This window comes from Escherichia sp. WS338 (assembly GCF_046486405.1).
Classification (GTDB): Bacteria; Pseudomonadota; Gammaproteobacteria; order Enterobacterales; family Enterobacteriaceae; genus Escherichia; species Escherichia coli.
On record NZ_JBJQLL010000012.1, the window covers coordinates 78,065 to 99,511 of the forward strand.

A 21,447-nucleotide genomic window follows, 5' to 3' on the forward strand; every position below is an offset into this window, starting at 1 on the left:
TTCACCATCGGAGTCCTGTTCAGCCGTGGCTGCCTGTCGGAAAAGGGGTGAGTATGATTACGCTGTGGGGTCGGAATAATTCAACCAACGTAAAAAAAGTATTGCTGACGCTCGAAGAACTGGAACTACCTTATGAGCAAATTCTCGCGGGCCGTGAGTTTGGGATAAATCACGATGCTGATTTTCTGGCGATGAACCCTAACGGGCTGGTGCCGTTGTTGCGTGACGACGAAAGTGATCTCATTCTTTGGGAATCAAACGCCATTGTCCGCTATCTGGCGGCACAGTACGGGCAAAAACGCCTGTGGATCGACTCACCGGCACGTCGTGCGGAAGCCGAAAAATGGATGGACTGGGCAAACCAGACGCTCAGTAATGCTCATCGCGGGATCCTGATGGGATTAGTCAGAACACCACCGGAAGAGCGCGATCAGGCCGCCATTGATGCCAGTTGCAAAGAGTGCGACGCCCTGTTTGCCCTGCTCGATGCGGAACTGGCAAAAGTAAAATGGTTCTCAGGCGACGAGTTTGGTGTGGGCGATATCGCTATCGCACCGTTCATCTACAATTTGTTTAACGTTGGCCTGACCTGGACACCGCGTCCAAATCTGCAACGCTGGTATCAGCAACTCACTGAACGCCCCGCAGTGCGCAAAGTGGTGATGATTCCCGTTAGCTAATTGCGTGGGCTAACTTTAAGTAATTCCCCACTGGACTCGTCGGTGAGAACGTATAAATAACCGTCGGGTCCAGTGCGAACATCACGAATTCGCTGCCCTCTGTCCGTTAAAATACGGCCATCTTCTGTCACTTTGTCGCCGTTGACGCTCATCACAATGACATCTTTATCTTTCAGCGCGCCAATAAATAATTTTTGCTGCCACTGGGGGAATTTGTCGCTGTTATAGAAGGCCATGCCGCTCACGGCGGGCGAATCTTTCCAGTAAAAAACAGGTTGCTCGGTCCCGGCGACGATCTCCCCTTTCGCCTCCGGTATCTTAAAGCCTGAATAGTTGATTCCCCAGGTTGCCAGCGGCCAGCCGTAGTTTTTGCCTTTTTGCGGGATATTAATTTCATCGCCACCGCGCGGGCCATGTTCATTCAGCCATAGTGCATTACTCCACGGATTCATCGCCATTCCTTGCGGATTACGAATGCCATAAGACCAGATCTCGGCGCGCACACCAGATTCCTTTATAAAAGGATTATCATCCGGGATTTCTCCCAGGTCGGTCAGTCGCACCAGTTTGCCCTGTAATTTATCCAGATCCTGCGCCGTCGGGCGCTGATTGTTTTCGCCCAGAGCAATAAAAAGATAACCTTTACCGTCAAATACCATCCGCCCGCCAAAATGGTTGCCGGTAGACAGTTTTGGCATCTGACGAAAGACGGTGCGGAAGTCGGTCACTTTTGAGAGATCATCACTTAAGCGGCCATAACCCACAGCAGTTCCGGCTTTGCCATCATCGCCAACTTCGGAATAACTTAACCAGATGCGGCGCGACTGAGCAAAATCGGGCGCTAAAACCACGTCCAGCAGGCCGCCCTGCCCGTGCGCCCAAACGTCCGGCACTCCGGAAAGCGGCGCAGATAATCCTTTTCCTGCTTGCCAGTGACGCAACTCGCCGCCGCGCAGAGTGATTAACATACCGTGATTGTCGGGTAAAAAGGCCAGCGCCCAGGGATGGTCGAGTTTGTCCTGCAGTACTTCGACATTTACCGTTGCAGGAGCCGCCCAGAGAGCGGAAGAAAGACAAATAAGGGGCACAAGGAAAAAGGATTGTCGATGCATAACGCCTCCGGATTGACTCTGGCTTAAAGCGTAGTCAGTGGAGGAGATAACAAATTTATTTTTACAAAAACTTAAACATGAAGGGGGAGACGCTTTCTCCCCCTTAGTTTTCAGGCCTTCTCAAGCATGGCGTGCTTCTGCAGGCTCTGGATACTCAGCGTTAAGCTCATCAGACAATTTTCAAGCTTATCGGCGTTGACGGTAATAACAGTCGGGCAATCATGGTGCCCACTCATCAAACATACTGCGGCTGTCGCTAATGCTTCTTCAGCATGATGAAGAGCACTCCACTCTTCCTGATCCAGATGAAGATTCAACCGCAGCGATTTATCGTGCAGTTCGCGATTCAGTTTAAAAAAGTTATCTCGTAGATGATTGCTTTCGCTGACGGACATGTATCCTTTTGCCTTCCTCAGTTGCACGTATGCGGCGAGGTCAACGCGTGCGTCGATCAACCGGTTCAGCAGATCGATTCGCTGTCTGTCAACGAACATACTTCGATCCTCCTCTTTCCAGCCTTATTGCAATTAAATAGTATGGCTATTTTTTGAGCAAAATGCTGTCCAGGATCAATTCTTCACGCCGAATTAACAAAATTTACATTTCCTTCGCCTCCGCCAGCGAATGAGATTGCGATACAAATTTTATCCAGAACTCTGTAGAATCCCTGCCCTGACCTTTCCTGTAACTGAATATTTTTTAAGCTATGAGCAAAGTAACTCCCCAGCCGAAAATCGGCTTTGTTTCCCTTGGCTGTCCGAAAAACCTTGTCGATTCAGAGCGTATTCTCACCGAACTACGCACTGAAGGTTATGACGTGGTACCGAGCTATGACGATGCGGACATGGTGATCGTCAACACCTGCGGCTTTATTGACAGCGCGGTACAAGAATCACTGGAAGCCATTGGTGAAGCGTTGAATGAAAACGGCAAGGTAATTGTGACCGGTTGTCTGGGGGCAAAAGAAGATCAGATCCGCGAAGTCCACCCGAAAGTGCTGGAAATCACCGGGCCTCATAGCTATGAGCAGGTTCTGGAGCACGTTCATCACTACGTGCCAAAACCGAAACACAACCCATTCCTGAGCCTGGTGCCAGAACAAGGCGTGAAACTGACGCCGCGTCATTATGCCTATCTGAAAATTTCTGAAGGCTGTAATCACCGCTGCACCTTCTGCATTATTCCGTCTATGCGCGGCGACCTGGTGAGCCGTCCGATTGGCGAAGTGTTAAGTGAAGCGAAACGTCTGGTTGATGCGGGCGTTAAAGAGATTCTGGTGATCTCGCAGGATACTTCCGCCTATGGCGTCGATGTTAAACATCGTACTGGCTTCCACAACGGCGAGCCGGTAAAAACCAGCATGGTCAGCCTGTGCGAACAGTTATCGAAACTGGGGATCTGGACACGTCTGCACTACGTTTACCCTTATCCGCATGTGGACGACGTCATCCCACTGATGGCAGAGGGCAAAATCCTGCCGTATCTGGACATTCCGTTGCAGCACGCCAGCCCGCGCATTCTCAAACTGATGAAACGTCCGGGTTCTGTAGATCGCCAACTGGCGCGCATCAAACAGTGGCGCAAAATCTGCCCGGAACTGACCCTACGCTCAACCTTTATTGTTGGCTTCCCTGGCGAGACGGAAGAAGATTTCCAGATGCTACTCGACTTCCTGAAAGAAGCACGTCTGGATCGCGTTGGCTGCTTTAAATACAGCCCGGTTGAAGGTGCAGACGCCAATGCCCTGCCTGACCAGGTTCCGGAAGAAGTGAAAGAAGAACGCTGGAACCGTTTCATGCAGTTGCAGCAGCAAATTTCCGCCGAGCGCCTGCAAGAGAAAGTGGGCCGTGAAATTCTGGTGATTATCGACGAAGTGGACGAAGAAGGCGCGATTGGTCGCAGCATGGCAGATGCACCGGAAATCGACGGCGCGGTTTATCTCAATGGTGAAACCAACGTTAAGCCGGGTGATATCCTGCGTGTGAAAGTCGAGCACGCCGATGAGTACGATTTGTGGGGTAGCCGGGTTTAATTAATCTTAAGGCAGATCTAACAAGGATATTGTTCTTCGATCTGCCTCTGCTACCCTTCCCGATGTCCTACCCTTACGCACAAAATCCCCTGACGCATAAATCGAGAAAAATGAATCGTACTCGAGGCAACTCTCACTTTTTCACACCAAATTAAAGTTTTGATCGCAATTACTTGAAATAAGCGTAATGGTTACTATAGTAAACATTACCACAAGGATGGATGTATGGGTGTGTATAAGGCAAGACGATTCAGCCAAAGCACGAAAAAACTTGGTATTCACGATAAAGTTCTCATGGCTGCCGCTGAAGAAGTGATGCAGGGCATATGGGAGGCTGATTTAGGTAGCGGTGTCATCAAAAAACGTTTACCCCTCCAACAAGGAAAGAGTGGTGGAGCCAGAACAATTATCTTTTTTAAATCAGCAAATCATGTGTTTTTTTATGATGGTTGGTCCAAGAGTGGTCTAAGCAGTAAAGGAACCAAAGAAATCGAAGATGATGAACTGGCGGCCTACAAAAAAATGGCAAATGCATTTCTGGCCTTTAGCAATAAGCAAATAGAGGATTTGATCGAAACTGGCTTTTTGATTGAGGTGAAAAATGAGCGATAAATTACAAATGATGCTGGAAGATGCAAAGGAACTGAATGCACTGGGCCTGATGTCTGATAGTGAAGTTGATGCCATTGCCGTCATGGTCAAAGCTCGTGAAGTCAGCGCCCGTATAGCCAAAGTCAAATCAATGACGGGTGAAGAGATCAAAGCCATCCGCACCCGATACGGCATGTCACAATCCGTGCTGGCACATACAATGGGAATGTCAAAAGAAAGTGTCTCGAAATGGGAACGTAATGAAATAAAACCGAGCGGCCCGGCATTACGTATTTTGAATACATTGGCAATAAAAGGGCCGGAAGTTTTTGCAAAGTAAAATGTTTGCAAATGATTTACCACATTCATTAGTACCCCTTGATTAAGGGGTACTAACACTATTCTAATTCTACTGCCAGCTAATCTGTGCCCTGCCGTTTTTCTTACTCTTATACAGCCGCTCATCCGCCAGCATTTTCAAGCGTTCGACGGTAGTACATTCATTTGAATGCGCTACACCGATACTGGTGCTTAAATTAATGCTTCCCACCTGGAAATGAACAATTTCTTTTAGAATCGATAGCAACTCTTCCAGCGTTCCCCCCGTATAAATCACCGCAAATTCGTCACCGCCGAAGCGGTAGACTTTACCTTTATCTACCGGGATCTGTGATTTAAGGATTTTCACCACTTTCATCAACACTTCATCGCCCAGCAAATGACCGAAGGTGTCGTTAATGTTTTTGAATTTATCGACGTCAAACAGGCACAAATAACCGCCTTTTTCCGGCAGCGCTTTTAAATCTTCGTCAAAGGATTTTCTGCCCATCGCTTTGGTCAGATCGTCCAGGAATGCCGAGTTATACATACTGTAGAGTTTTTTGACATCGGCAGCCGAAAAGAAAAGCCCGCCATCCAGTACGCGTTCAAAATGGTTATTAATAATGGCTTCTTTCTCCACAATACCACGATTAATCACTCTGCGTACCAGATAGAGGCAACTGGCACCCGATATCACTGCCACCAATGCGGCAAAGAAAATAATCAATGTACATACCTGAAAATAAACGTCTTTTTTATAAGCAAATACGTACAACCCGGTCGGCAAATAGGCGAAGTGCTCCATCGCTTCCGAAACAGTGAAGATGGCGTTTTTAGCGTTATATTCATCACCGGTCACCGATTTACCGTTCTTGAACAGGGAGAACATCAGGTTCTCGCTATCCATCGCCAGCGATTTTGACAGTAAAGAAAAACGTTCCAGACCAAGCAAAAATATCAGACTACGATTGTGAGTTACCGGATAGAGGTAATAGACGAAGGTTTTACCATCAAAAGAGATAAACCCTGTATTTTTGACATGTCGATACTTCACAACCTGCATAATATCTGCACAATAATTTTTCTCGAACTCCTTTACCTGAATACATTCGTCACTGGAAATCAGATAAGGACCGACATCGTACAAATAAGAGGGTGAAACCGAGTCGGCGTAAGCTGTGCGTAAGCCAACCAACAGCTGTTCCTCCGTGGGATTTAGCGTGTTGATAAGATCAATTGCCACGCTACGCCGATATTCAGCAATATTTGCCACCGCAAAAGCAGTATCAATAACGGACTGTTTCAGGCTATACACCCGTTCCTTTACCATTTGAGTGTAGATCCCGCAGGCAACTGCTGAAATCATGATAAAAATCAGCAGACTGACTGTAAGTACGAACTTATTGATTCTGGACATACGTAAACTACTCTTTTACTAATTTTCCACTTTTATCCCAGGCGGAGAATGGCATGGGTTTCTGGTACAGATACCCCTGAGCCTGAACACATCCTAATTTGATTAATTCGCGCGCAACGTCTTCGCTCTCTACGCCTTCCGCAATCACCGGGATCCGGTTATAGCGTGCCAGATCGAAAATAATGCGCACAATTTTTCCCGCAGTACCGAAAATATCGCCGGTAAATTGTGAGTCCACTTTTATGCTATCTGGATTAATTTCATAAAAACGTTTCAGGTTTGACAAACCGGTGCCAAAGTCATCAATCGATATCCGTACCCCTTGTTTACGCAGTTGTTCAATATTGAGATAAAAATGTTCATTAATTCGCTCGATCACGGTTTCAGTGATCTCAACACAGAGGCTGTTCGCCTTCAGGCCATTTTCTTCCATGATGGTGGTAAAACGCTCATGAAAGTGTGGTTCGTTTAACTGCCAGGGCGAAACATTAATATGCAGTAAGAAATCATCCTTCAGCGATGCACGCTGACTAAAATGTCTGAATTCACCCATTGCCGTTTTAATAATCTGATAACCCAGCTCATTGATAAACCCGATATCTTCAGCAATGGTAATGAACTTCAGCGGTGAAATGATCCCCCGCTCCGCAGACACCCAACGGCACAACGCCTCCGCGCCCAGAATGGCGCGGGTGTTAATATCAACGATCGGTTGATAGACGAGGAATAGTTCGCCAATTTCCATTGCATGGCGAATATTACGCGCAATCCAGATATTCTCTTCTATTTCGTTGAGTTTCGCATCATCACAGAAAATAAACTCTGAGAACATATGGTTGCGGATACTGGAAATCGCCAGTTTCAGCTTTTCTGCGTAACTCCAGGCGTTTTCCCCCTGCAAAGGTTCACAAATAGCAGACTTATGGATGCGCAGATTGCGGTAGCCAAAACTGCTGTCAAAATCGTTTACCGTCGCTATCTTACGGGTAAACGTCTGTACATTTTCCCGGCACAGGAGTAAATAGAGATCGGCATTAAATGTCACGATATCGCAGCATTGCGCATATTTCTCGGCAATTCGCTGACACAATTTCCTGACGATTTTATTGCGTTCATCAACACCAAACACCGCTTCCACAGCTTCCAGACCACACAGTTTGATGATCCCCACAGCCAGATACTGAGTATTGTTGGACTCAATAATCGCCATATTTTTAATAAAACCGCTTTCCTGATCGTAAGAGATCAGTGAGAGCAATTTATTTGACCGTTCAATTTCGGCATCTTTCATTTCCGCGATCGAATTTTTGATGCTGATAATCTCTTTCGCATCGCCTTCGCGAATTTTCAGAGCCTCGATCTGATCCGTTGAGTCGGGCAAAAACGCCAGCGTATTAACCAGCTCGGTCATTTCAGAAAATTGCCGACGGAACACACGAGTGGTCATTAAATAAACCACCAACAATACGATAATAATGAACGCAAACGGCAGATAAAAAAGTTTATCTGATGCGTTCAATAAATTACCGCCAGGATAATAAAACTATATTTCGAATAATGCGTTGTTTGGCACTACTGATGTTTTTTCGATATATTCAGTATCGACAGAATCAATAATATTATAATTACCTTCGCTATTATAAATAATCAGTTTTTCACGCGCGAGTTGATTCTTGGCAATGATCTCATGGCCTTGTTTCAAAAATAGAACTTCATCATTAGCGCTGATTTGATCAAGATACTCGTTCAGATATCGCCAGTTTAAATCGACATGAATTTTATCTACTGCTAACAAATCATGATCTTTGCCGTTGATGCGTAGCGTAAAAGAGATACATTTTTTACCCGGACGATCAAAGCAATTGTATGCCGGATTCCAGCTGTTGTTAGAGTCATCTGAAGCCACCGACCATGGTCGTTTCGATGGATTAAAATCGGCAAAAATAACCCGCCCTGACTCGTCGACAAGCGGTCCATTTACTTCTTCCTGATGATAAACAACGATTTTATCATTCGCCCTCCGCGAAAAGAGATAATATTTATTATCATCAAGTACCAGTCCCACCGAGTCTAAAAATGGCATCATTTCCATTTTCAGGATCACAGCGCGTTGAATCTCCTCTGTATTTTTTAATAAATACAGTGAGTCCTTTAATGTCAGGGCCGAGCGTTCAATATCTTTAAAGAAATAGCCAACGTTTTTCTGAATAAGTTCAAAGCGGCTATCGGCACGTTTTACCGCGCGTTCCGATACCAGTTGATAGTTAATGATGAAAAAAAGGCCAATAAATGACAGTGCTGCCAATAAAAATAAAATTATCAGCCTTATCTTTATCTTTTCGTATAAACTCAGCATGTTAATACATTTAACAAAATAACTGTCTGAACGCTGTGCCACTGCAAAAACAGTCCCTTGCTGCGGCTTTTTAACCAAATTACCCGATTCTACAAAATCAGCAGAAAGTTACAACACTTGCTTAGGGCAATAATTTCCTGTGAGGTGATTACCCTTTCAAGCAATATTCAAACGTAACTATCCTTTAATTTTCGGATCCAGCGCATCGCGTAAACCATCGCCCAACAAATTGAACGCCAGTACGGTCAGAAAAATAGCCAGGGCCGGAAAAACAGCGACATGCGGCGCGATAACCATATCCGCTCGTGCCTCATTGAGCATTGCTCCCCACTCTGGTGTCGGCGGCTGCGCACCGAGGCCGAGAAATGACAGGCTGGCGGCAGAGATAATCGAGGTGCCAATGCGCATGGTGAAAAACACCACGATAGACGAGACGGTCCCAGGCAAGATATGACGCAATAAAATGGTCATATCGCTGGCACCAATACTGCGTGCTGACTCAATAAAGGTTTGCTGTTTCAACACCAGCGTGTTGCCGCGCACCAGGCGGGCAAAGGCGGGGATGGAAAAAATGGCGACTGCGATAATCACGTTAGCAATGCCGCTTCCCAACACCGCAACAACAGCGATCGCCAGTAAAATACCCGGAAAGGCAAACAGCACATCGCAAATGCGCATGATCAGCCGATCCCACCAGCCTTCATAATATCCAGCCAACAAGCCCAGCAACGTCCCGATCGCCGCACCGATAAACACGGCAAACACGCCCGCCGCCAGCGAGATTTGCGCACCAACCAGGACACGGCTGAAAATGTCACGCCCCAGTGAATCGACGCCAAACCAGTGCTGCAAAGAAGGTCCGTTATTCAGATTGTCATAATCAAAATAATTTTCGGCGTCATAGGGAGCGATCCAGCGTGCAAAAATAGCCACCACAATCAATAAAATAACGAACAATGCGGCGGTCATCGCCATATGCTGACGGCGAAATCGTCGCCAGAATTCATGCCACGGTGTACGTACCTGGTCAGGTTTGACCAGTGGCATGGCGTTTAACACCGCCTGACGTCGCCAGTTAAATAGTCGCATCCTTACTTGTACCTGATAGCCGGGTTAATGGCGGCGTAAAGCACATCCACCACTAAGTTGATAAGAATAAATTCCAGCGAGAAAAGCAGAATTTCCGCCTGAATCACCGGGTAATCGCGCATTTCTACGGAGTCAACGAGTAAGCGTCCAAGTCCGGGCCAGTTGAAAACTTTCTCCACCACGATGGAACCACCGAGCAAGAAGCCAAACTGTAAGCCCATCATGGTCACTACCGGGATCATCGCGTTGCGTAGCCCGTGTTTGAGGACAACCCAGGTTTCGCTCACCCCTTTCGCCCTCGCGGTACGCATATAATCTTCGCTTAAAACATCGACAAACGACGCGCGGGTAAAGCGCGCCATCACGGCTGCCACTGCCGCGCCGAGCGTCAGGGAGGGTAAAATGTAGTGCTGCCAACTGTCTGCTCCCACGGTAGGCAGCCAGCCCAGTTCAACGGAGAATACCTGAATTAAAAGCATCCCCAGAGCAAATGCCGGAAACGAGATCCCCGACACCGCAATGGTCATACTCAATCGATCCGGCCAACGATTACGCCAGACGGCGGCGATAATTCCCGCCGCCATACCAAATATCACCGCCCAGACCATACTGGTTATGGTCAGCCACAGCGTTGGCATAAAGCGGCTGGCAATCTCATCGGCAACCGGACGACGCGACACCATCGACAGGCCAAAATCCCCCTGCACAGCATTGCTGATATAGTGCCAGAACTGGTGATACAGGGGCTGATCCAACCCCAGCTGCTGACGCACCAGTTCTATAACCTGCGCATCAGCTTCAGGCCCGGCAATCAATCGCGCCGGATCGCCGGGCAGCATATGGACAAATAAAAACACCAGCACCGAGACGATAAACAGCGTCGGAATCAACCCCAGTAAGCGTTTGATAACGTAATTAAGCATTCCACTCCCTGCGTTGCTTATTGCAAATCCGCGTCTTCAAAGCTGAAGCCGGTGTCTGGCATGATCCAAAAACCGGTCAGGTTTTTACTGTGTGCCGACACCAGTTTTTCTACCACCAGCGGGATCCACGGCGACTCTTGCCAGATGATATCCTGCGCCGCCTTATACAAGCGGGTCTTTTCCGCCGGATCATTAGTTTTCAGTGCCTGAGCCAGGAAGTCATCCACCTGTTTATTGCTGTAAAACGCGGTATTAAACAGCGTCGGTGGCCAGTTCTGCGAGGCAAACAGCGGCGATAGAGCCCAGTCAGCTTCGCCGGTTGAAGCCGACCAGCCAGTGTAGAACATCCGCACGCCGCTCTCTTTTTGCCCTTTACCTTCAACTTCTGCCGCCCGCTGTCCGGCATCCATCGCAGTCACCTGGGCTTTAATCCCGACCTGCGCTAACTGCTGCTGGGTAAATTGCAGCACTTTCTGCGCGGTGCTGTGGTTATGTGACGACCACAGCGTGGTACTGAAACCGTTGGGATATCCCGCCTCTTTCAGTAATTCGCGCGCTTTCACTGGATCGTAAGGCCACGGTTTATAACTTTGCGCGTAGGCGATACTCGGCGGTACCACACCAGTAGCTGGCGTTGCATAGCCCGCGAAGGCCACTTTCACCAGCGCCGGGCGGTTAATGGCGTAATTCAGCGCCTCACGGACCTTCGGGTTATCGAATGGCTTTTGCGTCACGTTCATACTGATATAACGCTGCATAATTGACGGACTGGCCATCAACTCGATATTTTTGTTTTTCTCCAGCAGTGTGGCCTGCTCGTAGGGAATGGGGAAAGCAAACTGCGCTTCACCGGTTTGCAACATTGCCGCGCGGGTGTTGTTATCCGCCACCGGACGCCAGGTTATGCTGTCCAGTTTGGGCAATCCTGGCTGCCAGTAACCCGCGAATTTTTTCACCTTCACAAAATCGGTCTGATTCCAGGTATCCAGTTCATACGGCCCGGTTCCCACCGGATGAAAACCAATCTCCTTGCCATATTTTTCCAGCGCTGCCGGTGAAATCATCGCGGTCGCCGGATGGGCAAGAATATTAATAAACGCTGAGAACGGCTGTTTGAGAGTAATCTTTACCGTTGTCGGATCGATCGCCTCCGTTTTGGCAATATTCTTATACAGGTTGTAGCGTTTAAGATGATTCGCCGGATCGCTGGCCCGGTCCAGATTCGCTTTTACCGCCGCTGCGTTGAAATCGGTGCCATCCTGGAATTTAATTCCTTCCCGCAGTTTCACGGTGTAAGTAAGGCCGTCATCGGAAACGGTATAACTCTCCGCCAGCACGTTTTTCAGTTTCATCTCTTTATCGAGACCGAACAGCCCCTGGTAAAACGATTTCGCTACGGCCTGAGATAACGTGTCATTCGCGTCATATGGATCGAGCGTGGTGAAGTTCGATCCTACCGCCACCACCACATCTTTGGCAGCGAATGCACAAGATGCCATCAACGCTGTCGCAATGCCCAGCGCCACTAACCCACTACGGTGTACAGCTCTTGCCATTTTATTCTCCGCCTGAATGTTATCTACGCATGAATGCGTATTCTGATTGTGGTTGTGCGACGTAATGCCCCGGCCCGACGCATTGCAACGAGACGGCTGCAACCTCTTCGCCACGCAGATGAATATTGCTGGGAAGATCGTCCGACAGCAGTACACGCTGCGGTCGTTGTCGGGACGGTTCAGCGACCGGAACTGCCGCCAGTAATTTACGCGTATAAGGATGCTTCGGGTTTTCGAAGACCGCGCGCCGTGGACCAATTTCAACAATTTGTCCGAGATACATCACCGCCACACGATGACTAATCCGCTCTACCACGGCCATATCGTGGGAGATAAACAGATACGCAATGCCGAAATCACGCTGGAGATCGAGCAACAAGTTGATAATCTGCCCGCGAATAGAAACATCCAGCGCCGAGACGGCTTCGTCGGCAATGATCACTTTTGGATTCAATGCCAACGCGCGAGCAATGCAGATGCGCTGGCGCTGACCGCCGGAAAACTCATGCGGGTAACGCCAGGCATGTTCCGGTAACAGGCCCACGCGCTCCAGCAACCACGCAACGCGTGCAGCCGCTTCTTTACCTGGCAATAAACCGTGTACGCGCAGCGGTTCGATAATCGAATCACCGATGGTCTGACGTGGGTCCAGCGAAGCGTAAGGGTCCTGAAAAATAAACTGAATATCCCGGCGCAAAGCCTGAAGTTTACCGGATGACAAGGTATCGATTCGCTGACCGTTAAAGATAATTTCGCCGCCCTGCGATTCGACCAGGCGCAGCAACGCCCGCCCGGTAGTGGATTTACCGCTGCCAGACTCGCCCACCAGCGATAGCGTTTCGCCAGGCCAGAGATCAAAACTGACTTTCTCAACGGCATGCACTTCCCGCGTTACGCGATTCAACAAACCGCTGCGCAAAGGGAAACGGGTGACCAGATTACGCACCCGTAAAACAGGTTCGCCATCCACCACCGTTTTCTGCTCGATGGGTGGTTCCTGTTTTGCTGGATGTTCAAGCGATATCAATGGGAAACGTCGGGGATAATCTAACCCTTTCATCGCACCAAGTTGCGGAACAGCAGCTAACAGCGCACGGGTATAAGGATGTTGCGGTGCATGAAAAATCTGTTCGACGCTACCCGTTTCCACCGCCTCGCCCTGATACATCACCAGTACCCGATCGGCAATCTCTGCCACCACGCCCATATCGTGAGTGATAAAGATAACGCCCATCGACATCTCTTTTTGCAATACTTTGATTAATTGCAGGATCTGCGCCTGAATAGTGACATCCAACGCGGTGGTTGGCTCATCGGCAATCAGCACCGCCGGGCGGCATGACAGCGCCATCGCAATCATCACTCGCTGGCGCATCCCGCCAGAGAGTTGATGCGGATAACGTGAAAGGATGGTTTGTGCCTCCGGAATGCGTACCTGATCCAGCATCCGCTTCGCCTCGATCATCGCTTCTTCACGACTGGCGTTCTGATGCAGACGAATTGATTCGGCAATCTGTTCACCCACAGTAAATACCGGGTTCAGCGATGTCATCGGTTCCTGAAATATCATCGCCATATCCGCACCGCGCACATGGCGCATTTGTGCAGCGCTCTGCTCGCTAAGTTCAATCACTTCACGACTGCGCCGCCGCAACAGCATTTGATCGCACTGCACTAAACCGCCCGCCTGTTCCAACAGGCGCATCAATGCCAGCGCAGTCACTGACTTACCGGAGCCGGATTCGCCAACAATTGCCAGCGTCTCACCACGTTGCAGGCTAAAAGAGAGATTGCGGACCGCAGCTATTTTGTGCTGCTCCTGCATAAAGGCAATATTCAGATTTTCAACCGCCAGCACATCACCGGCATCAAGTTCATCACTGTGTGGCAACGGTGTCCCCTTTTTCACGGTAGATACCGGTGGTTGGCGTATCGCCTGCGTAGCCCCAGGCGCGATACATTCCTTCGGTGTTAAACGGTAGCGCGACATTCCCTTCATGGTCGATAGCGATTAAGCCACCGCTACCGCCAAGCGCAGGGAGTTTTTCCATTACTACCCGCTCGCAGGCTTCCGCGAGACTTAATCCGCCGTAATCCATTAACGCGGCGATATCATATGCCGCCAGCGCGCGGATGAAGACTTCGCCCGTACCGGTACAGGAAACCGCCACACTGGCGTTATTGGCATAGCATCCGGCCCCCACTAAGGGACTATCGCCAACTCGTCCGGGTAATTTATTGGTCATTCCGCCCGTGGACGTGGCTGCCGCCAGATTGCCGTCTAAATCCAACGCCACGGCCCCCACGGTGCCCATTTTCTGTTTTTCATCCAGTGGCGCACCGCTATGGTCGAGAACCATTGCCCCTTCCTCGCGCGCTGCCAGTAGTTGTTCATAACGCAAAGGCGTGGAGAAAATCTCCGGCGAGACGCGCTCCATGCCATGAGCAAACGCAAAATTTTCTGCCCCTTCGCCAATCATCATCACATGCGGGCTTTGCTCCATCACCAGCCGGGCGGCAAGAACCGGATTACGCAGATGACTAACGCCCGCCACCGCACCGGCTTTCAGGGTGTTACCATCCATCACACAGGCGTCCAGTTCATGGGTTTCATCACGCGTAAAGACAGCGCCAATTCCGGCGTTAAACAGTGGACACTCTTCCAGCAGACGCACCGCTTCCGTCACCACATCCAGCGCACTTTCGCCCGCTTCCAGCATTTTCTGCCCGGTTTCAACAATGGCAGACAACGCCTCGATGTAGCGTAATTCCTGTTGCAGACTCATCTGCGCGCGGCTAATTGCACCTGCGCCACCATGAATTGCAATGACTGCTTTGCCCATAGTATTCGTCCATTAAGGGTGGCTCGCCACTTTTGCTATAAATATCAGAATTTTTATGAATTACTCATTCAATTTTTGAATATAGAAAGATGGATATGGCATGTAAAGGCAGGAGCCAGCGCTACGCCCGAGGTGGCATACAGTCTGTGGCGTTTTTCTGACATAATAGGCAAATTCGATTTTGCCTCCGCAGGAGTGTTTTCATGGAATTTACCACCGGATTGATGTCGCTCGACACCGCGCTTAATGAGATGCTTTCTCGCGTTACCCCACTGACCGCCCAGGAAACGCTGCCACTGGTACAGTGTTTTGGTCGTATTCTGGCGAGCGATGTCGTTTCGCCACTGGATGTCCCGGGGTTTGATAACTCCGCTATGGACGGCTACGCGGTGCGTTTAGCCGATATTGCCTCCGGGCAACCGCTGCCCGTTGCCGGTAAATCCTTTGCCGGTCAGCCGTACCATGGTGAATGGCCTGCGGGTACCTGCATTCGTATTATGACCGGTGCGCCGGTGCCAGAAGGCTGCGAAGCGGTGGTGATGCAGGAGCAGACTGAACAAACGGACAATGGCGTGCGTTTTACTGCTGAAGTGCGTAGCGGGCAAAATATTCGCCGTCGCGGTGAAGATATATCTGCAGGTGCGGTTGTTTTCCCGGCGGGGACTCGCCTGACTACCGCTGAACTGCCAGTGATTGCTTCGCTAGGGATTGCCGAAGTTCCGGTGATTCGTAAAGTGCGTGTAGCGCTTTTTTCTACCGGTGATGAACTCCAGTTGCCAGGCCAGCCGCTGGGCGACGGCCAAATCTACGATACCAACCGTCTCGCCGTACACCTGATGTTAGAACAGCTGGGATGCGAGGTAATCAACTTAGGGATTATCCGCGACGATCCCCATGCCCTGCGCGCCGCTTTTATTGAAGCCGACAGCCAGGCGGATGTGGTGATCAGTTCCGGCGGTGTTTCAGTGGGTGAAGCGGATTACACCAAAACCATTCTTGAAGAGCTGGGGGAGATCGCCTTCTGGAAGCTGGCGATTAAACCAGGTAAACCGTTCGCGTTCGGAAAACTTTCTAATAGCTGGTTCTGCGGCCTGCCGGGCAACCCGGTTTCAGCGACGCTGACCTTCTATCAACTGGTACAGCCTTTGCTGGCAAAACTAAGCGGCAATACCGCCAGCGGCCTGCCCGCGCGCCAGCGTGTGCGCACGGCATCGCCTCTGAAGAAATCGCCAGGACGCCTTGATTTCCAGCGCGGCGTGCTGCAACGCAACGCCGATGGCGAACTGGAAGTGACGACCACCGGACATCAGGGTTCACATATATTTAGCTCCTTTAGCCTCGGTAACTGCTTTATCGTGCTGGAGCGCGATCGCGGCAATGTTGAAGCGGGCGAATGGGTGGAAGTAGAACCGTTTAACGCGTTGTTCGGAGGCCTGTAATGGCGGAACTCAGCGATCAGGAGATGCTGCGCTACAACCGGCAAATCATTCTGCGCGGTTTTGATTTTGACGGTCAGGAGGCGCTAAAAGATTCTCGTGTGCTGATCGTCGGCCTTGGTGGACTCGGCTGCGCAGCTTCGCAGTATCTGGCAAGCGCCGGTGTCGGCAACCTGACGCTGCTCGACTTCGACACGGTTTCGCTCTCCAATCTGCAACGCCAGACGCTGCACAGTGATGCCACGGTCGGGCAACCAAAGGTGGAATCCGCCCGTGACGCCCTGACGCGGATCAACCCACATATCGCGATTACGCCAGTCAATGCGCTGCTTGATGACGCTGAACTTGCTGCGATGATTGCAAAACACGATCTGGTGCTCGACTGTACGGATAACGTTGCAGTACGTAATCAACTGAACGCAGGCTGTTTTGCCGCGAAGGTGCCGCTGGTTTCCGGCGCGGCAATTCGTATGGAAGGGCAAATCACCGTCTTCACTTATCAGGACGGCGAACCGTGCTATCGCTGCCTTAGCCGTTTGTTTGGCGAGAACGCGTTAACCTGCGTAGAAGCAGGCGTGATGGCACCGTTGATCGGCGTAATTGGTTCGTTGCAGGCAATGGAAGCGATCAAACTGCTGGCAGGTTATGGCAAACCAGCCAGCGGGAAAATCGTGATGTACGATGCGATGACCTGTCAGTTTCGCGAAATGAAACTGATGCGCAATCCGGGGTGTGAGGTGTGCGGGCAGTAATTGCCACCTCCAGGCCTGATAAGACGTGGCAGGCATCGGTGCACTCCGCCACGTCATCAGCAATTTATGAGGATGCAGAACGTCCGGTTAAATCGACGTTCTGCCAAACGCTCCCTGCCAGTCCTGCTCAAACTTCGCCACAGCGGCATCAACCGCCGGATAGCTAATCATCTGTTGTGCCACATCCAGTGGCAGAGTAATTGATTCACATCCTGCCAGTAAGCAGTCCAGCGCCTGACGCGGGGTTTTGAAACTTGCGGCTAACACTTTTGCCTGCGGCGCATGCATTTTCAATAACTGGTGTAAGTCGGTCACAGTCTGAATGCCGCTACCGCCCTGAGCATCAATACGATTAACGTAAGGCGCAACATATTCCGCACCTGCCAGCGCCGACAGTAGCCCTTGTGCTGCGCCATATACCGCGGTTCCCAGCGTCGGAATCCCTTCCGCTTTTAACATCTTAATTGCTGCCAGCCCCTCAGCGGTCACCGGAACTTTCACCACGATATCCGCAATAATAGAACGCAATTTACGTGCGTCATTCACCATCCCTTCAGCAGTGGTAGCCATTACCTGGGCAAACAGACGCCCCTGACCGCCCATCGCCTCGTGAAGTTGCGGAAGCACAACCTCCAGCGGTTTTTTACCCGCGGCGATAATGCTTGGGTTAGTGGTTACACCCGCCAGCGGAAAAATACGTGACAGCGCCTTCACCGCAACAACGTCTGAAGTATCCAGATACAGTTCCATAACCATCCTCAAAATGTACTTTTTGTCTGAATGTAGACTATCACGGGAAAACTCTCTGAACAGTTGACGCACATCAATCTAACTTTCATTCGAAAGTATTTTAATGTTTGAACGAAACAGAGAGGCAACTATGATTTTCAATATTCAGCGCTACTCGACCCATGATGGCCCCGGTATCCGCACGGTCGTATTTCTTAAAGGCTGTTCGCTGGGCTGCCGCTGGTGTCAGAACCCGGAAAGCCGCGCCCGCACGCAGGATCTGCTGTATGACACACGACTGTGTCTGGAAGGCTGCGAGCTGTGCGCTAAGGCCGCGCCGGAAGTGATTGAGCGCGCGCTGAATGGCTTGCTGATTCATCGGGAAAAGTTAACCCCGGAGCATTTTACGGCGCTAACCGACTGCTGCCCGACACAGGCGTTAACCGTGTGTGGTGAAGTGAAAAGCGTTGAGGAGATCATGGCGACCGTTCTGCGCGATAAACCGTTTTACGATCGCAGCGGCGGCGGCTTAACACTTTCTGGCGGTGAACCATTCATGCAGCCGGAAATGGCGACAGCGCTACTGCAAGCCAGCCACGAGGCCGGCATTCATACTGCGGTAGAAACCTGTCTGCATGTGCCGTGGAAATATATCGCCCCTTCTCTGCCCTATATCGATCTGTTTCTTGCCGATTTAAAACACGTTGCCGACGCGCCGTTTAAACAGTGGACCGACGGTAACGCCGCCAGAGTGCTGGATAACCTGAAAAAACTCGCCGCAGCGGGCAAAAAAATCATTATCCGCGTGCCGCTGATTCAGGGCTTTAATGCCGACGAAACCTCTGTGAAAGCCATTACCGATTTTGCCGCCGACGAGCTGCACGTTGGTGAAATTCATTTCCTGCCCTACCACACGCTGGGCATCAACAAATATCACTTACTTAATCTGCCCTATGACGCCCCGGAAAAACCGCTTGATGCGCCAGAACTGCTCGACTTTGCCCAGCAGTATGCCTGCCAGAAAGGGTTAACCGCGACCTTACGAGGATAACAACCATGACCACACTGAAACTGGACACGCTCAGCGACCGCATTAAAGCGCACAAAAATGCGCTGGTGCATATTGTGAAACCGCCGGTTTGTACCGAGCGCGCGCAGCACTATACCGAGATGTATCAACAACATCTCGATAAGCCGATCCCTGTACGTCGCGCGCTGGCGCTGGCACATCACCTGGCGAATCGCACTATCTGGATCAAGCACGATGAGTTGATCATCGGCAACCAGGCAAGCGAAGTTCGCGCCGCGCCGATCTTCCCGGAATATACTGTCTCGTGGATCGAAAAAGAGATTGATGATCTGGCAGATCGTCCCGGTGCTGGCTTTGCGGTGAGCGAAGAGAACAAACGCGTTCTGCATGAAGTGTGCCCGTGGTGGCGCGGTCAGACCGTACAGGATCGCTGCTACGGCATGTTTACCGATGAGCAAAAAGGTCTGCTGGCGACCGGCATCATTAAAGCGGAAGGCAATATGACCTCCGGCGATGCGCACCTGGCGGTCAATTTCCCGCTGCTGCTGGAAAAAGGGCTTGATGGTCTGCGCGAGAAAGTAGCGGAACGTCGCTCGCGCATCAACCTGACGGTGCTGGAAGATTTACACGGTGAGCAATTCCTGAAAGCGATTGATATCGTGCTGGTGGCAGTCAGTGAACACATTGAACGTTTCGCTGCCCTGGCGCGTGAAATGGCCGCGACCGAAACCCGCGAAAGCCGTCGCGATGAACTGCTGGCGATGGCAGAAAACTGCGATCTTATCGCCCACCAACCGCCGCAGACTTTCTGGCAGGCGCTGCAACTGTGTTACTTCATCCAGTTGATTTTGCAGATCGAATCTAACGGTCACTCGGTATCGTTTGGTCGTATGGACCAGTATCTCTACCCGTACTATCGCCGTGACGTTGAACTGAACCAGACACTGGATCGCGAACACGCCATCGAGATGCTGCATAGCTGCTGGTTGAAATTGCTGGAAGTGAACAAAATCCGCTCCGGCTCACACTCAAAAGCCTCTGCGGGAAGTCCGCTGTATCAGAACGTCACCATTGGCGGGCAAAATCTGGTTGATGGTCAACCGATGGACGCGGTAAATCCACTCTCTTATGCGATCCTCGAATCTTGCGGTCGCCTGCGTTCGACTCAGCCTAACCTCAGCGTGCGTTACCATGCGGGTATGAGTAACGATTTCCTCGACGCCTGTGTTCAGGTGATCCGCTGCGGCTTCGGGATGCCGGCGTTCAACAACGACGAAATCGTCATCCCGGAATTTATTAAACTCGGTATTGAACCGCAGGACGCTTACGACTACGCAGCGATTGGTTGTATCGAAACCGCCGTCGGTGGCAAATGGGGCTATCGCTGTACCGGCATGAGCTTTATCAACTTCGCCCGCGTGATGCTGGCGGCGCTGGAAGGCGGTCGTGATGCCACCAGCGGTAAAGTGTTCCTGCCACAAGAAAAAGCGTTGTCAGCGGGTAACTTCAACAACTTCGATGAAGTAATGGACGCATGGGATACGCAAATCCGTTACTACACGCGTAAATCAATCGAAATCGAATATGTCGTCGACACCATGCTGGAAGAGAACGTACACGATATTCTCTGCTCGGCGCTGGTGGATGACTGTATTGAGCGAGCGAAAAGTATCAAGCAAGGCGGCGCGAAATATGACTGGGTTTCTGGCCTGCAGGTCGGCATTGCTAACCTCGGCAACAGCCTGGCGGCAGTGAAGAAACTGGTATTTGAACAGGGCGCGATTGGTCAGCAACAGCTGGCTGCCGCACTGGCGGATGACTTCGACGGCCTGACTCACGAGCAGCTGCGTCAGCGGCTGATTAACGGTGCGCCTAAGTACGGCAACGACGATGATACTGTCGATACGCTGCTGGCTCGCGCTTATCAGACCTATATCGACGAACTAAAACAGTACCATAACCCGCGCTATGGTCGTGGTCCGGTTGGCGGCAATTATTACGCGGGTACGTCGTCTATCTCCGCTAACGTACCCTTTGGCGCGCAGACGATGGCAACGCCGGACGGACGTAAAGCGCATACCCCGCTGGCAGAAGGCGCTAGTCCGGCCTCCGGTACTGATCATCTTGGACCTACTGCGGTCATTGGCTCGGTGGGTAAACTGCCTACGGCAGCGATTCTCGGCGGCGTGCTGCTCAACCAGAAACTGAATCCAGCAACGCTGGAGAACGAATCTGACAAGCAGAAACTGATGATACTGCTACGCACCTTCTTTGAAGTGCATAAAGGCTGGCATATTCAGTACAACATCGTTTCCCGCGAAACGCTGCTGGAAGCGAAAAAACATCCGGATCAGTACCGCGATCTGGTAGTGCGTGTCGCAGGCTATTCCGCCTTCTTCACCGCGCTCTCTCCAGACGCTCAGGACGATATCATCGCCCGTACTGAACATATGCTGTAATCTCCTCAGCCCGGCGGCGTCGTCGCCGGGCTAAATCATTCACATCATCAATTTCAGCCTCGCTTTCATTCGAAATATAATTTGTGCTCTGCGTCACATTGTTATTACACTGTTACGGTTT

General features: G+C 50.7%; 17 protein-coding genes and 1 pseudogene. 8 read left to right on the forward strand and 10 right to left on the reverse strand.

The features are described 5' to 3' along the window. Positions 1-53: 53 nt before the first annotated feature. Positions 54-680 carry a glutathione S-transferase GstB gene (gstB, locus tag ACJHWT_RS13085; protein WP_001295292.1) on the forward strand — a complete coding sequence of 209 codons (627 nt, stop codon included), beginning with the start codon at positions 54-56 and terminating at the stop codon, positions 678-680. Here the strand turns inward: gstB and yliI are convergent. After that, positions 677-1,792 (reverse strand): aldose sugar dehydrogenase YliI, encoded by a 1,116-nt coding sequence (gene yliI, locus ACJHWT_RS13090; RefSeq protein WP_000555041.1) that lies wholly within the window; start codon positions 1,790-1,792, stop codon positions 677-679. The genes gstB and yliI overlap by 4 nt on opposite strands. Positions 1,793-1,902: 110 nt before the next feature. Next, positions 1,903-2,286, reverse strand: a complete 384-nt coding sequence (gene bssR, locus ACJHWT_RS13095; protein ID WP_000497137.1) for a biofilm formation regulator BssR — start codon at positions 2,284-2,286, stop codon at positions 1,903-1,905. 212 nt (positions 2,287-2,498) lie between these two features. Here bssR and rimO point away from each other — a divergent pair, with 212 nt between their 5' ends. The 3 genes from rimO to ACJHWT_RS13110 all read left to right on the forward strand — a co-directional run bounded on the left by rimO (position 2,499) and on the right by ACJHWT_RS13110 (position 4,755). Next, the gene (gene rimO / locus ACJHWT_RS13100) at positions 2,499-3,824 is read left to right on the forward strand and encodes a 30S ribosomal protein S12 methylthiotransferase RimO (protein ID WP_000049378.1); all 1,326 of its coding nucleotides are present in this window, start codon (positions 2,499-2,501) and stop codon (positions 3,822-3,824) included. Positions 3,825-4,049: 225 nt separating this feature from the next. Further along, positions 4,050-4,436: a type II toxin-antitoxin system RelE/ParE family toxin gene (locus ACJHWT_RS13105; RefSeq protein ID WP_000539521.1), complete on the forward strand. Its 387-nt coding sequence runs from the start codon at positions 4,050-4,052 to the stop codon at positions 4,434-4,436. Beyond that, complete coding sequence (locus ACJHWT_RS13110) at positions 4,426-4,755, forward strand: helix-turn-helix domain-containing protein (RefSeq protein WP_001280945.1); 330 nt, start codon at positions 4,426-4,428, stop codon at positions 4,753-4,755. The genes ACJHWT_RS13105 and ACJHWT_RS13110 overlap by 11 nt, the downstream gene beginning before the upstream one ends. Positions 4,756-4,824: 69 nt before the next feature. On the opposite strand, the gene ACJHWT_RS13115 is transcribed toward ACJHWT_RS13110, so the two are convergent. The 7 genes and pseudogenes from ACJHWT_RS13115 to iaaA form a co-directional block, all read right to left on the reverse strand. Beyond that, positions 4,825-6,153 carry a GGDEF domain-containing protein gene (locus tag ACJHWT_RS13115; RefSeq protein WP_000086919.1) on the reverse strand — a complete coding sequence of 443 codons (1,329 nt, stop codon included), beginning with the start codon at positions 6,151-6,153 and terminating at the stop codon, positions 4,825-4,827. A gap of 7 nt (positions 6,154-6,160) precedes the next feature. Further along, a pseudogene (locus ACJHWT_RS13120) lies at positions 6,161-8,509 on the reverse strand (EAL domain-containing protein). Positions 8,510-8,686: 177 nt separating this feature from the next. Next, positions 8,687-9,598: a glutathione ABC transporter permease GsiD gene (gene gsiD / locus ACJHWT_RS13125; RefSeq protein WP_001236044.1), complete on the reverse strand. Its 912-nt coding sequence runs from the start codon at positions 9,596-9,598 to the stop codon at positions 8,687-8,689. 2 nt (positions 9,599-9,600) lie between these two features. Further along, the gene (gene gsiC, locus ACJHWT_RS13130) at positions 9,601-10,521 is read right to left on the reverse strand and encodes a glutathione ABC transporter permease GsiC (protein WP_000936043.1); all 921 of its coding nucleotides are present in this window, start codon (positions 10,519-10,521) and stop codon (positions 9,601-9,603) included. Between the two features lie 17 nt (positions 10,522-10,538). Continuing rightward, positions 10,539-12,077, reverse strand: coding sequence for a glutathione ABC transporter substrate-binding protein GsiB (gene gsiB / locus ACJHWT_RS13135; protein WP_000090164.1), 1,539 nt, complete (start codon positions 12,075-12,077; stop codon positions 10,539-10,541). Positions 12,078-12,096: 19 nt separating this feature from the next. After that, on the reverse strand, positions 12,097-13,968 hold the full coding sequence (gsiA, locus tag ACJHWT_RS13140; RefSeq protein ID WP_001317742.1) for a glutathione ABC transporter ATP-binding protein GsiA: 1,872 nt from the start codon (positions 13,966-13,968) through the stop codon (positions 12,097-12,099). Then, positions 13,955-14,920 (reverse strand): beta-aspartyl-peptidase, encoded by a 966-nt coding sequence (iaaA, locus tag ACJHWT_RS13145; RefSeq protein ID WP_000513758.1) that lies wholly within the window; start codon positions 14,918-14,920, stop codon positions 13,955-13,957. Before iaaA ends, gsiA begins: the two co-directional genes overlap by 14 nt. 203 nt (positions 14,921-15,123) lie before the next feature. Here iaaA and moeA point away from each other — a divergent pair, with 203 nt between their 5' ends. Both moeA and moeB read left to right on the forward strand, forming a co-directional pair. Next, positions 15,124-16,359 (forward strand): molybdopterin molybdotransferase MoeA, encoded by a 1,236-nt coding sequence (moeA, locus tag ACJHWT_RS13150; RefSeq protein WP_000397357.1) that lies wholly within the window; start codon positions 15,124-15,126, stop codon positions 16,357-16,359. After that, positions 16,359-17,108 (forward strand): molybdopterin-synthase adenylyltransferase MoeB, encoded by a 750-nt coding sequence (moeB, locus tag ACJHWT_RS13155; protein WP_000829221.1) that lies wholly within the window; start codon positions 16,359-16,361, stop codon positions 17,106-17,108. The genes moeA and moeB overlap by 1 nt, the downstream gene beginning before the upstream one ends. 87 nt (positions 17,109-17,195) lie before the next feature. Here the strand turns inward: moeB and fsa are convergent, their stop codons facing one another. Further along, the gene (gene fsa, locus ACJHWT_RS13160; protein ID WP_001317741.1) at positions 17,196-17,858 is read right to left on the reverse strand and encodes a fructose-6-phosphate aldolase; all 663 of its coding nucleotides are present in this window, start codon (positions 17,856-17,858) and stop codon (positions 17,196-17,198) included. 130 nt (positions 17,859-17,988) lie between these two features. Between fsa and ACJHWT_RS13165 the strand changes: the two genes are divergently transcribed. Together ACJHWT_RS13165 and ACJHWT_RS13170 are read left to right on the forward strand one after the other, a co-directional pair. Continuing rightward, positions 17,989-18,888 (forward strand): glycyl-radical enzyme activating protein, encoded by a 900-nt coding sequence (locus tag ACJHWT_RS13165; protein WP_001317740.1) that lies wholly within the window; start codon positions 17,989-17,991, stop codon positions 18,886-18,888. Between the two features lie 5 nt (positions 18,889-18,893). Further along, entirely contained in the window at positions 18,894-21,326 is a 2,433-nt protein-coding gene (locus ACJHWT_RS13170) for a glycyl radical protein (RefSeq protein WP_000209345.1), read from the forward strand. Positions 21,327-21,447: the final 121 nt, after the last annotated feature.